This window comes from Microbulbifer maximicatervae (SeqCode) (assembly GCF_052467225.1).
This window is the reverse complement of sequence record NZ_CP174303.1, coordinates 4,315,001-4,328,461: the sequence shown is the minus strand read 5'-3', so window position 1 is coordinate 4,328,461 and position 13,461 is coordinate 4,315,001. Positions and strand designations below refer to the sequence as shown.

11 protein-coding genes are annotated in these 13,461 nt (G+C 52.0%); 10 read left to right on the top strand and 1 reads right to left on the bottom strand.

The window, feature by feature from the left end; all coding sequences use genetic code 11:
• Positions 1-207: 207 nt before the first annotated feature.
• Positions 208-2,241, bottom strand: coding sequence for a glycoside hydrolase family 16 protein (locus ACJJIZ_RS18640; RefSeq protein WP_444914429.1), 2,034 nt, complete (start codon positions 2,239-2,241; stop codon positions 208-210).
• Between the two features lie 709 nt (positions 2,242-2,950).
• On the opposite strand from ACJJIZ_RS18640, the gene ACJJIZ_RS18635 reads away from it, so the two are divergent.
• From ACJJIZ_RS18635 to ACJJIZ_RS18590, 10 genes are all read left to right on the top strand, one after another.
• Positions 2,951-3,463 carry a CinA family protein gene (locus tag ACJJIZ_RS18635; protein ID WP_444914428.1) on the top strand — a complete coding sequence of 171 codons (513 nt, stop codon included), beginning with the start codon at positions 2,951-2,953 and terminating at the stop codon, positions 3,461-3,463.
• A gap of 174 nt (positions 3,464-3,637) precedes the next feature.
• Positions 3,638-4,672: a recombinase RecA gene (gene recA / locus ACJJIZ_RS18630; protein WP_108735301.1), complete on the top strand. Its 1,035-nt coding sequence runs from the start codon at positions 3,638-3,640 to the stop codon at positions 4,670-4,672.
• Complete coding sequence (locus ACJJIZ_RS18625; RefSeq protein WP_413662886.1) at positions 4,673-5,158, top strand: regulatory protein RecX; 486 nt, start codon at positions 4,673-4,675, stop codon at positions 5,156-5,158.
• A gap of 99 nt (positions 5,159-5,257) precedes the next feature.
• Entirely contained in the window at positions 5,258-6,736 is a 1,479-nt protein-coding gene (gene glpK, locus ACJJIZ_RS18620; RefSeq protein ID WP_444914427.1) for a glycerol kinase GlpK, read from the top strand.
• A 48-nt stretch (positions 6,737-6,784) separates the two neighbouring features.
• Positions 6,785-7,795 carry a class I fructose-bisphosphate aldolase gene (locus ACJJIZ_RS18615; protein ID WP_444914426.1) on the top strand — a complete coding sequence of 337 codons (1,011 nt, stop codon included), beginning with the start codon at positions 6,785-6,787 and terminating at the stop codon, positions 7,793-7,795.
• A 39-nt stretch (positions 7,796-7,834) separates the two neighbouring features.
• Positions 7,835-8,668 (top strand): alpha/beta hydrolase, encoded by an 834-nt coding sequence (locus ACJJIZ_RS18610; protein ID WP_444914425.1) that lies wholly within the window; start codon positions 7,835-7,837, stop codon positions 8,666-8,668.
• 139 nt (positions 8,669-8,807) lie between these two features.
• Positions 8,808-8,993 carry a Trm112 family protein gene (locus tag ACJJIZ_RS18605; RefSeq protein WP_108734085.1) on the top strand — a complete coding sequence of 62 codons (186 nt, stop codon included), beginning with the start codon at positions 8,808-8,810 and terminating at the stop codon, positions 8,991-8,993.
• A 4-nt stretch (positions 8,994-8,997) separates the two neighbouring features.
• Positions 8,998-9,345, top strand: a complete 348-nt coding sequence (locus tag ACJJIZ_RS18600) for a histidine triad nucleotide-binding protein (protein ID WP_413662882.1) — start codon at positions 8,998-9,000, stop codon at positions 9,343-9,345.
• 72 nt (positions 9,346-9,417) lie between these two features.
• On the top strand, positions 9,418-12,027 hold the full coding sequence (gene alaS / locus ACJJIZ_RS18595; RefSeq protein WP_444914424.1) for an alanine--tRNA ligase: 2,610 nt from the start codon (positions 9,418-9,420) through the stop codon (positions 12,025-12,027).
• Between the two features lie 132 nt (positions 12,028-12,159).
• Positions 12,160-13,392, top strand: coding sequence for an aspartate kinase (locus ACJJIZ_RS18590; RefSeq protein ID WP_413662880.1), 1,233 nt, complete (start codon positions 12,160-12,162; stop codon positions 13,390-13,392).
• The last annotated feature ends 69 nt before the right edge of the window (positions 13,393-13,461 follow it).

The window sequence follows — 13,461 nt, the reverse complement described above, 5'->3', positions numbered from 1 at the left end:
GGGAATTCTGTTTTTGATCTTTCTGTGTTGGGCAAAAGCGCAAGCAAATTTAATCTGGATTTATTGTTGTTGTGCTTTCCCTCACACAGGATCATATCTTTAAAAGATAATATCTGCCAACAGACAGGGCGGGTTTTGATGCTGGTGAAAAAATTGGGTGGTGTAAAAAAGAAAAGGGCGCTGCTATTTAGCGGCGCCCTTGTATTTTTAATGTCTACGGGGTCCCTGTGCGCATCGTGCAGGTGGGGTGCAGTTTCCATGGCGATGCTTGTGCCTTTTATGATGAGGGTGGCACTTGTGGGAGTGTGGACGACAGTTGTCATTACTATCGCTGTCTGAGCTTCCGCCGGAGAAATAGATATCGTCAATTTCAATATCGCTGATATCTCCATCAACGCCCAGTAGCTCAAATAGTTGGATAACATTTGACATATCTACTTCACTACTGAAATCAGTAACGGGGATTGATACTTGGTGCCACTCGCCATCCCGCGCGAATTCGTAAGGATCAGAGCCGTTGGCAAATTCAATCCACTGCTGCCCAATATCGCTGACGCTACCGCTCTTCATGCCAATTTTAAAGGTGGTTTCTGAGCTGGTTTTCAGGGCGAAATTCAGCGTTGCAGTATCATTATCGAAGGCGGATAGATCGTAGTAGCTGTCGGCAGTAAATGCCATTCCAAACCAGCCGGCCCCGGAGGAGTAGTAGGAGAGCGACTCTTCACCTTCAAATGGGGTTTGAGTGGCTTCCAGCAGGGTGTCGCCCCAAATGTACAGATTACCATCAGTTCCCAGTGTGAAAATTGAGTTGGCCTCTGTAGTTTCGGTGTATAGAGAGAAGACACCGGTTGGCGCTGTTTTTTCAACACTTTCGCTAAAGTAGATATCATCAATGGACAGAACAAAATCTTCAGAGGCGGCATCACCTCGAATCATAAATGCCTGGCTGATAGTGTTGAAGTCCACTCCCAGTTTGCTCAGGGGGATACTGACCTGATGCCATTCGCCATCGCGCTCCAGGCCGTAGGTATCATCACCATCCACCAGATCTACCCAGGCATCTCCGCTACCAGTACTGGAAATACCAATGCCGATAGTCTGGCTGCTGGTGGTTTTCATTTTGAAATTGAGATGACCGTTTTCGTAGTTCATTAGGTTTAGGTCATAGTGCATCCAGAAGCCCATGCCGAACCATTCACCAGCGGTAATATCAAACTCCAGGGCTTCATCACCCTCGGCAGCTTCGGCGCTGACAGTAGCTGACATGCTGTTTTGGTTCCAGACATACAGCTCGGTATCGGTGCCAAGCTCCAAGGATTCGGAGAGGTTGCTGCCCTCGGAAAATACGCCGATATCACCTGTTTTGGCGGTGTCTTCAGCCAGGGAGATTTCTGTGCTGTAGCTGCTGTCGTCGTTATCGTAGATGCGAACATAGTCCACATACATTCTGGCGGGCATCGGTGCGGTGATTTCACTGTTAGCGTAAATCTCTGGGAAGACGCCACCTACCGCTAAGTTCAGGATCAGGAAGTGATGTTGACGGAACTCGTCAAATGCGGGGTCTTCACTGCCGATGCTAATAATTTCATTGGCTTCGTCGTCGACCCACATGACGATGCTATCCGGTGTCCAGGTCATACCGAAAATATGGTAGTCCTCAGTGAGGTCAGTGCTGGAGCCGAAGTCATCAATAAGGTTTTTCGATTGGCCGTAGTCTGCCTGGCCGGTGTAATCATCGGATTCATGCCACCAATGGAAAGCGCCGGAAACTTCTGAGTTGACCGTGCCGGCACTGAGAGCGTCGGCCATGCCCGCCTCGAGAATATCCAGTTCGCCGCAAGCGGGCCAGCCCACTTGGCCGTAGTCGCCACCCAGCTGCCAGAAGGCGGGCCACAATCCGGCATCCAGGTCAGGTAATTTAATGCGGGCTTCAATAGTGCCATATTTATAAGTCATACGACCCAGGGATTTCAGGCGGGCGGAAGTAAAACTGCCGTCGTCGTTTTGCAGTGCTTGAATAATAAGGTTGCCATCTTCAACATAGGCATTGGCGCTATCATCGGTGTAGGTTTGCAGCTCATTGTTACCCCAGCCTGAGTTGCCCACATCGTAAGTCCAAACGGACTTATCAATACTGTCGCCGTCGAAATTATCTTCCCAGACCAAAGTTTTTGAATTGGCAAGTGAGGACACACAGGCGCCTACAATAGCAGCCGCGATCGCTGATTTTTTTAAATTCATGATTTTGTCTTTCTTTAATTATCTATGGAGGTGCCAACTTCATTGTATTTTTATAGTGGCGGTGATCTGCCACGATGATTAATGCTTGTTGGGCTTGGGGATTTATCTGCTTTTTTATTGTGATATTTATATATTCAGTACAGCAGTAACAGACTAACAAAAAGCCGATTGTTGCATAGGGAAAGCCCGGGCCCTTTATCGCGAGACTGGTCCAACTTATCGCATATACAAAATTTTTCTGCTTTAAAATTAGAATCAGCCAGTGCGTATTAATGTGTTTTTACATTGTTTACGTTTTTACTTTTAAATTTGCTGTTGCTTATTGGATTGCCCGCTTGAAATTATTTGCTGATTTAAGACTCCTTTTAAAATTTAAATTCTAATTTGAAGGTGGACCGGCGGCGGAAATTAGAATTGGCAACCCGGCTCCCATAGGTAGTTTTATTTTTTAGAGTGTTGGCGTCGCTTGCGAGCGCTTCGACAGCGTGAGATTTATCTTTTGGTGTCGGCGCCGGTGTGCAGCCGGCGTGGATTGAGTTTTTAAAGGGGTTGTGGCTTCACCACTGAGGGGCGGTTGTATATTCGGTATGGGGCAGCTTACTTAAAATGGAATTTGTAAGCTTGCTGCAGGTTGGCACCCAGAATAAGAGCCCACTTCTGTGCTGTAATATTTGGTTGTGGCCCAGGAGCGGTTGAATAGGAAGAAACGGTGGAATACAGAGAGATAACTGAGCTTGCCAGAGAGTTGGGCGGGGAGCTGGAAAAGAGAGATTGGCGTGTGACGTCGGCAGAATCTTGCACCGGTGGTGCGATTGCGGCGGCTATTACCTCTATAGCGGGTGCTTCGAATTGGTTTGATGGATCGATCGTGAGCTATGCGAATCGTATCAAGAACGGTGTTCTGGGTGTCGACAGCAATGATCTCAAGCAGTTTGGGGCAGTGAGTGAGCCGGTCGCCCGGCAGATGGCTTGTGGGGTTCTGGCGATGATGGATGCCAATCTCGCCGTTGCGGTCAGTGGTATCGCGGGGCCTGATGGCGGCACTGCCGAGAAGCCGGTAGGTACAGTTTGGATTGCCTGGGCCCATGCGGAGGGGCAAGAGCCAGTGCAGATAGATGCGAAGTGTTTTCTGTTCAGTGGTAACCGGGCAGAGGTGCAATCGCAGACAGTTGTTGAGGCGCTGAAGGGAATGTTAAGGATTGTCCGTGAGCACCCGGTTTGAACTTGTCCGCCGGGTCAATCTTTGTTCGTTTGCCCCAGCTTTAGGCTTCTTTTTGAGGGGCGAGCAACTCAGCCTGAAGCTGGTACTCAGTATGTGGAATTACTGGTTGCCTATACAGTAATCCTTCGTTAAGCTTGCCACCACTCAATTCAGCTCAGAAATACGGGAATGGTCATGGATTCCAATAAAGACAAGGCATTAAAAGCGGCGCTATCTCAGATTGAACGTCAGTTCGGTAAAGGCACTGTGATGCGTATGGGAGACAAGGAGCGCGAGCGTATTCCTGCAATCTCCACCGGCTCCCTCGGCTTGGATGTGGCCCTGGGTATAGGCGGCTTGCCGCGTGGCCGTATCGTTGAAATCTATGGACCAGAATCCTCCGGTAAAACCACCCTCACCTTGCAGGTGATTGCCGAGGCCCAGCGCAATGGTGGTACTTGTGCTTTCGTAGATGCTGAGCACGCCCTCGACCCTATCTATGCTGAAAAACTGGGTGTCAACGTCGATGAGTTGATCGTATCCCAGCCGGATACCGGTGAGCAGGCTCTGGAAGTTGCCGATATGCTAGTGCGCTCCGGTGCCGTTGATGTGCTGGTAGTGGACTCCGTTGCGGCCCTGACCCCGCGCGCTGAGATCGAAGGTGAGATGGGTGATTCCCACGTGGGCTTGCAGGCTCGTTTGATGTCCCAGGCTCTGCGTAAGCTCACTGGTAATATCAAGAACACCAACACCCTGGCGATCTTCATTAACCAGATTCGCATGAAGATCGGTGTTATGTTCGGCAGCCCTGAAACCACCACTGGTGGTAATGCCCTCAAGTTCTACTCTTCTGTGCGCTTGGATATCCGTCGTATCGGTTCCGTTAAGGATGGCGATGAGGTGGTGGGTAACGAAACCCGAGTGAAAGTGGTTAAGAACAAGGTAGCTCCTCCGTTTAAGCAGACCGAGTTCCAGATCATGTATGGCGAAGGCATTAACATGATTGGTGAAATCGTCGATTACGGCGTGAAGATGGGGCTGGTGGATAAAGCGGGGGCTTGGTACAGCTACAAGGGCGACAAGATTGGCCAGGGCAAGGCGAACGCTACCAAGTTCCTGCGCGATAACCCCGACATTCGCAACGAGATTGAAGGTCAGCTGCGTGCGCAGCTGCTTGGTGATTTAGTGCCTGCGACCCCTGAAGAGGCTGCGGAATTACCGGAAGAGTAAATGCCGTACTCAAAAGCGGATTTTTCCGTTGATCCAGCTCAAGCGCTTTTCAGCGCGGCGCTTGAGCTGTTGACCCGCCGCGAGCACTCCCGCCATGAATTGAGGCAAAAGCTCGCGGCAAAATTCCCCAGCGCCGATTTCGACACGCTTTTTGAGCGCCTACACGAACTCAACTATCAATCCGATCAACGCTTTGCCGAAGTTTTTGCCCGCTCCCGTGTCCAGCGCGGTCAGGGGCCGATGCGTATTCGCCAGGAGCTACAGCAGCGCGGTGTGCGCGGTGAACTAATTGCCCAGGCGCTGGATCAGTTGGAAGTGGATTGGTTTGAGTTAGCTGCGGAAATGCTTCAGAGAAAATACCGGGCCCCTATGAGCGCAGAGCTTCCACGGGATCAGTGGATGAAGGAGCGAGCGCGGCGCCAGCGATACCTGGCTTACAGGGGCTTCCCCACAGATGCGATTAGCTGGGCGCTGGACGGCAATTAATCGGGCTTATACTCTGACTACTACCTGAATGACTGGTCGATAGGTTTCGGCCATTTTTCAGGTACAGAAAGAGACTAAAAGAATAAGCGCGAGAACCCTATGATCCTGTCTATTGACCAGGGCACCACTGGTACCACAGCTTTTATCTTCGATAGTAAGGGCCACCTGATTGGTCGCAGTTACTCGGAAATTCCCAATCGTTATCCCCAGCCTGGCTGGGTTGAGCAGGATGCGGAAGAGATTTGGTCGGTAACTCTCCGGGTCTGTGCCGCAGCACTCCAGCGCGCTGGTGTTCGCGCGTCGGATATCACCGCAGTGGGAATTACCAACCAGCGCGAGACCACGATCGTCTGGGATAGGTATACCGGCGAGCCGGTTTTTCCTGCGATTGTGTGGCAGTGCCGGCGCTCGGCGGAGGTATGCCGGGAGTTGGGGGGGGGCGGCAGGTCTGATTGGTTGCGAGAGCGCAGTGGCCTATTGCTGGATGCTTACTTTTCCGCAAGTAAGTTGACCTGGCTGTTCCGCCGCAACCCGGATTTACTAACCCGAGCTCAAAATGGCGACCTGTGTTTCGGCACCGTAGATAGCTGGTTGATCTGGAAAATGAGCGGTGGCAAAGCCCATCTCACCGATCACACCAATGCCAGTCGTACCCTCCTGTACAACATAAAAGATAAAGCCTGGGATAGAGAGCTGCTGGATTTTTTCCAGTGCCCTGAATCCATTCTTCCCAGAGTTCTACCGTCGGCTGGCCACTTTACCGATACAGACCCCCACGCTTTTCTCGGCACATCGGCTCCGATTTGTGGTGTTGCCGGGGATCAGCAGGCAGCACTGTTTGGCCAGGGTTGTACCGAGCCCGGTAGTATAAAAAACACCTATGGAACCGGCTGCTTTATGTTGGCTTTTGCCGGCGAGGATCGCCCGGAGCTTCCCCAGGGGTTGCTGGCTACAGTGGCCTGTGATGCACAGGGTAATCCGGCCTATGCCGTAGAGGGTTCAGTTTTCACAGCGGGCTCCGCTATACAGTGGTTGCGGGACGAGATGGGAATGATCCAGCAGGCGGTGGATACCGAAATCATCGCCCAGAGTATTCCTCATACCCGCGGCGTTTATCTTGTGCCTGCATTTAGTGGACTGGGTGCGCCGCACTGGGACCCATCGGCACGGGGGACTATTTGCGGCTTGAGTCGGGGGGCTGGTCGAGCTGAGGTGGTGCGTGCCACTTTGGAATCTATAGCTTACCAGAGTGATGAGCTGGCTCGTTTGATGGAGCAGGCCCTGGGCTTGCCGATTACCCATATGCGTGTGGATGGGGGTGCTTGCGCGAATAATTTCCTGATGCAATTCCAGGCGGATGTTTCCTCTTTGCGTGTTGAACGGCCCCGGCAGATTGAGTCCACAGCTATTGGTGCTGCGTTGCTGGCTGGTATTGGCAGTGGAACCTGGCGACCAAAGGAATTACCGGAGTGTTTGCAGGAAATTGAACGGGACTTTATGCCGGCAATGACTCAGGCGGAGAGGGAGCAGTTGTTGGCTGGTTGGCGGAGGGCGGTAAAAGCCTGTAAAGCTTTTTAGGCTGGACCGCCTATCCTCTTAGCGTAATAACCTAAGGGAGGGGTAGAGATGTCACATATCGATATGCTGGAGGAAACTGTAGCAACATTGGTCGATGGTCAAAGAGGCATCCTGGCTGCCGATGAGAGTGGCGGCACTATTGCAAAGCGCTTTGCCACGATTGGAGTGGATTCCACTGAGAAAAACCGGCGCGACTACCGTGCTGCGCTGCTGTCCTGTAAGGGGTTGGGTGAATGTATCAGTGGCGTTATTTTGTTCGAGGAAACTCTGGGGCAAAAAGATGCCGAGGGTCAGCCCTTGCCGGAAGTGGCAGCGTCACAGGGGATAGTGCCGGGCATTAAGGTGGATAAGGGCAAGGGCCCTCTGCCTGGAGCGCCTGGGGATATGATCACCTACGGGTTGGACGGGTTGTCTGAGCGCTTGCAGCAATATAAAAAGCAAGGAGCTCGCTTCGCCAAGTGGCGTGAAGTCTATCCTATTGGTCATCACAACCCCACGCGCCTGGGGCTTACCGCAAATGCTGAGATGTTGGCCCGCTATGCAGCGGTATGCCAGGCCGAAGGGGTGGTTCCTATTGTCGAGCCAGAGGTTCTGATGGACGGTGAGCACGATATAGAGCGCAGTGCGGCGGTAAATGAGCGGGTTTGGCACTCTGTGTTCCACGCACTCCACCAGCACGGGGTAATACTGGAGCTGATGTTGCTAAAGCCCAGTATGGTAACCCCTGGTGCGGAGGCGGAAACGGCTGACCCTGAGCAGGTGGCCGAATATACCCTGCGCAGCTTGCGGCGAACGGTCCCCGCAGCAGTGCCGGGAATTAACTTTCTTTCCGGGGGGCAGGGACCGGAAGAGGCCACGGCCAATCTCAATGCAATGAATCAGCAAGGTGGTGGCCCCTGGCAGTTGAGCTTTTCCTATGGGCGTGCACTACAAGAGCCAGCACTCGCTGCTTGGCAGGGGCGCCCGGAGAATGTTGAGGCAGCCCAGGAAGCGCTACTTAAACGGTCCCGCATGAATCATTTGGCCATGCTGGGCAGGTACCGCGAAACCCTGGAATAGCGATTAGCTAGCAAAATAATAATCAATAAGGAGATTGCAATGGAGTTTGTCACCAGGGGAGTGACGCTGTATTACCGGCGCTGGTGGGTAGAAGAAGCTGTGGGTGTAGTGGTTATATCCCACGGGTTGGGCGAGCACAGTGGGCGTTACAGTGAGCTGGCGGAAGATCTCAATCGAGCAGGGTACAATGTCTATGCCTTAGATCATTATGGCCACGGATTGTCGGATGGGAAGCGCGGGGATATTGAGGATTTTGCACTTTATAGTGAGGATCTAAATGAATTTATCTCTTTGGTAAAAAGTGGAAACCCCGGGCTTGGGATGCATCTTCTTGGCCACAGTATGGGAGCTGTTATCGCCTGTGGCTGTGCTATTCGATATAAATCTGTCGACAGCTTAAATCTTTCTGCACCGGGCTTTCGCGGTAAAAGTGAGCCCAAAGGCCTTCTGTTATGGCTCGCGCTATTTTGGGCTCGCTGGCTTCCGGGGTTGGCTCTTTCCAGCCAGATAAATAGTCAGTGGATATCTCGTAGTCCGGATGTGGTCAAGCGGTATGTCAGTGATGAACTTGTACATCACAGTATCTCTCTGCGCTGGTTCAAGACTTTTTTGCAGGAGCGGGAGTTTTTATCTGGCCGGTTGGATGGGATATCCATGCCTTGCCTTCTGTTATTGCCGGAATCAGACCATATTGTCGATGTGGAACTCAGTCGCAAGTGGTTTGGGCAGGTGGGGTCAAAAAACAAGCAATTGCACTGTTTTTCAAGGTCTTACCACGAGGTATTTAATGAAATAGAGGAGGGGCGTTTAGCCCGGGAGCTGCTACTTAGCCATCTCAATTCTGTTTCAGTAGAGACTGCTTCTGTCATATAAGGGTAAAAAAGCGCAAAGCTAACAGGTGGCGCAGCAGAAGCTATGGCGAATACCGTGTAAAAGCGTATGAAGCATTGTATGATACGCGGTCATTTTTGCCCATCGGAAGTATTACCGAGGGAAAATAGTGGGGTGGAACATGGATAAAAAGTTGCTGAGCCTGTTGGTATGTCCGGTGAGTAAAGCGCCGCTTGAATACCGGGAGGACACACAGGAGCTGGTCTGCAAGGCCAGCGGTCTAGCCTATCCGGTGCGGGACGGTATACCGGTAATGCTGGAATCTGAAGCGCGGCAGCTGACAGCCGAGGAAAAGCTGGAAAAGTAAACCAATGGGTGAACCCAGCGTTTTCAGTCAAATTATCTCGGGAGATATCCCTGCTGAGATGATCTACGAGGACGACCAATGTGTCGTTATTGAGGATCGCGCGCCACAAGCGCCGACCCATCTCCTCATTATCCCACGCAAACCCCTAGTGAATTTATCCGCGGCTCAGGCTGAAGATAAATCCCTGCTCGGCCACCTTATGTGGCTGGCGGCAGAACTGGGGCGCAAGCTGGGGCTCGAGGGCTATCGACTGGTAGTTAATAACGGTCGAAGCGCAGGTCAAACCGTATTTCACCTGCATGTTCACCTGCTTGCCCAAAAAAGAATGCCCGAACAGGGGCTGGCACAGTAGTGGAACAGAAGTGACACCGTGTCACTGACGCCAATCAAATAAAACTCAACTAACGAAGTGGAATTACGCCGGATGAAAAGCGCACAGATTCGCGACGCCTTTCTGAATTATTTTGCTGAGCAGGGTCATGCCATTGTGCCCTCCAGTTCCCTGGTTCCGGGCAATGACCCGACGCTGTTATTCACCAATGCCGGCATGGTGCAGTTTAAGGACACCTTCCTGGGGCAGGAAAAGCGTTCCTACAATCGCGCCACCAGTTCACAGCGCTGTGTGCGTGCAGGAGGCAAGCATAACGACCTCGAAAATGTCGGTTACACCGCACGGCACCACACGTTTTTTGAAATGCTCGGTAATTTTAGCTTCGGCGACTACTTCAAGCGCGAGGCGATTCGCTTTGCCTGGGAGTTCCTGACCAAAGTATTGAACTTGCCGGAGGAGCGTCTTTGGGTAACCGTACATATCAGCGATGATGAAGCCGCTGATATTTGGTTGAAGGAAATGGGGGTGAGTGCCGAGCGCTTCTCCCGTCTCGACGAGGATAACTTCTGGCAGATGGGTGACACTGGTCCCTGCGGTCCAAGTTCTGAGATTTTCTACGATCACGGTGCCGATGTGCCCGGCGGTCCACCCGGTTCCGATAATGACGACCTTGATCGCTATATCGAGATCTGGAACCTGGTATTTATGCAGTATGAGCGCACCGCTGATGGTGAACTGCACCCACTGCCCAAGCCCTCAGTGGATACCGGCATGGGGCTGGAGCGTATTGCCGCTGTAATGCAGGGAGTACACTCCAATTATGAAATTGACTTGTTCCAAGCGCTGCTGAAGGCGGCGGGAGAAGTGGTTGGCTGCAGCGACCTGGAAGAGAAATCCCTGCGAGTGATCGCCGACCATATCCGCTCTTGTTCATTCTTGATTGCCGATGGCGTAATGCCTTCCAACGAAGGCCGTGGATTTGTACTTCGCCGCATTATTCGCCGCGCAGTGCGCCATGGTCACAAACTTGGGCACAAAGATATCTTCTTCTACAAGCTGGTAGAGGCGCTCGCCGAGCAGATGGGTGACGCATACCCGGAGCTGCGTGAAAAGCAGCAGGTGATTGAGAATGCGCTGCGCAAAGAGGAAGAGCAGTTTGCGAAGACTCTGGATAAGGGAATGGCGCTGCTAGAAGATGCCCTGGCTTCCCTCGAAGGCAGTGAGATCCCCGGTGAGTTGGTATTTACTCTGCATGATACTTACGGCTTCCCGACAGACTTAACCCAGGATATTGCCCGTGAGCGCGGTCTATCCCTGGATATGGATGGATATGAAGCTGCTATGGAAGCCCAGCGCCAGAGAGCTCGCGCTGCCGGTAAATTTAAACAGGACTATACCGATGTCCTCGAACTGGAAGGGGCTACAGAGTTTCTCGGTTACAACGCGATCGAGGCAACAGGCAAAGTGTTGGCCATCGTTAAAGGTGGTGAGCAGGTTGAACGCTTGGAAGAAGGTGAAGAGGGTGCAATTGTTCTGGATCGGACTCCCTTCTACGCAGAGTCCGGTGGTCAGGTAGGTGATAGTGGCTATTTGAGTTCCGGTGACGCCCGCTTTGAAGTGCGCGACTGCACCAAGCAGAGCGCGCATCATTTGCATACTGGTAAGTTGTTGAAGGGGGGTATCGCTGTGGGCGAAACCCTTGAGGCAGTCGTATCAGCAGATGTTCGTCAATCCACCGCCCTGAATCACTCTGCAACCCATCTATTACATGCCGCCTTGCGCAAAGTGCTGGGCGAGCATGTCACCCAGAAGGGCTCCCTGGTGGACTCCGAGCGCCTGCGCTTTGACTTCTCCCACCCCGAAGCCGTAACGGCAAAGCAACTGCACGCGATTGAATCCCTGGTTAATAGCCAAATTCGCGCAAATACCCCAGTTGAAACTCACGAAACCGATATTGAGTCTGCAAAAGCGATGGGCGCTATGGCTCTATTTGGCGAAAAGTACGGCGATACTGTACGTGTACTTTCCATGGGCAAATCTGATGACAAGGCTTTTTCCGTTGAGTTGTGTGGCGGTACTCACGTGAAGCGCACCGGTGATATCGGTTTGATTCGCATTGTTGGGGAAAGCGGCATTGCTTCCGGCCAGCGTCGAATCGAAGCGGTTACTGGCGCTCACGCAATGTCTCTGTTCGATCAGGCACAGCAGCGTCTGGAGCATGTAGCGACTCTGCTTAAGGCGCGTCCGGACTCCTTGGCTGACAAAGTTGAACAGCTGCTGCTTAACAATCGAAAGCTGGAAAAAGAGATTGCCCAGTTAAAAACCAAGTTGGCCAGCGGTGCTGGTGGAGACCTTTCCACTCAGGCTATTGAATTGGCGGGCTTTAAGTTGCTGGCAACCTCTATTGACGGAGCTGACCCCAAATCACTGAGAGATTTGGCGGATCAAATGAAGAACAAGCTGGGCAGCGGCGTGGTGCTGCTGGCGGCTCCGGGCGATGAAAAGGTGGCTTTGGTTGCCGCAGTGACCCAAGACCTGACAGATCGGCTTTCTGCGGGTGACCTTATGCGCTTTGCTGCCGGGAAGCTGGGCGGCAAGGGTGGCGGTCGAAAAGACATGGCCCAGGGTGGTGGAACCGATGTGTCCGCGCTCCCTAATATGCTGAAAGAAGTGCCAAATTGGATTGAGCAATCCTTAAACTAGTTAAGTTTTGTCAAATTCGTGGTCTGAATTCGTAGTTGAGTTGATTTCGCAGAGGTTTGGTGATTAAGTGCGCGCCTGCACGAGTTGGGCAGGAAGCGTACTTATTGTGGAGCTAAGGAAACACAGTAAGTTATGAGTTTGTTCGTGCAGAAGTATGGCGGGACTTCAGTTGGCTCAATTGAGCGAATTGAAGCTGTGGCCGATAAAGTCGCCGCGTTTCGCGCTCAGGGACATGACATGGTTGTCGTATTGTCTGCCATGAGTGGTGAAACAAATCGCCTGATTGATCTCGCTTATCAAATCCAGGAAAAACCAGACCCCAGAGAATTGGATGTTCTGGTTTCCACAGGAGAGCAGGTCACAATTGCCCTTTTGAGCATGGCTCTGAAGAAGCGTGGTTATGACGCCTGTTCCTACACGGGTGGGCAGGTAAAAATTCTTACGGATAATGCTCATACCAAAGCTCGCATTCAAAGTATCGATGTGGAGCGAATGCGCACCGATCTCGATGAAGGCAAAGTCATAGTTGTGGCTGGTTTTCAGGGGGTGGATGACGACGGCAATATCACCACACTTGGGCGCGGCGGGTCTGACACGACGGGTGTGGCGTTAGCTGCGGCGTTAGATGCTACCGAGTGCCAGATTTATACCGACGTGGACGGGGTCTATACCACTGACCCTCGAGTGGTCGACAGTGCACGCAGACTCGATCGAATCACATTTGAAGAAATGTTGGAAATGGCCAGTCTTGGCTCCAAGGTTCTGCAGATCCGCGCCGTAGAGTTCGCCGGTAAATACAAGGTTCCCCTGCGCGTACTCTCAACTTTTGAAGAGGGTAACGGAACCCTGATTAGCCTGGATGAGGAAGATAACGATATGGAACAGCCAGTTGTATCCGGTATCGCGTTTAATCGCGATGAAGCAAAACTGACAATTCGTGGAGTGCCGGATACCCCTGGGGTTGCATGCCGAATCCTGGCACCGGTCGGCGCTGAAAATATCGAAGTCGACGTTATTGTTCAAAATATCAGTGCTGTCGATGGCACGACTGATTTCACCTTCACTGTTCACCGCAATGATTTAGGTAAGGCTCGTGATGTTTTAGAGCGAGTTTCTGCGGAACTTGGTGCGCGGGAGGTGATCACAGACGACAAGATCGCCAAGGTTTCTATTGTTGGCGTAGGTATGCGTTCACATGCAAATGTGGCTAGTCGTATGTTTAGTGCCCTGGGTGAAGACAATATTAATATCCAAATGATCACTACTTCTGAAATTAAGATCTCAGTGATTATTGACGAGCGTTATTTAGAGTTGGCTGTCCGGGCGCTGCATAGCGAATTTGAGCTTTCAGACAAAGAAAGGTAGCGAGATTTTATAGCCGGCCTGCAGGCGGAAAAAACAACCAATTACAATTCAGTGGCTCGACGTAGCATG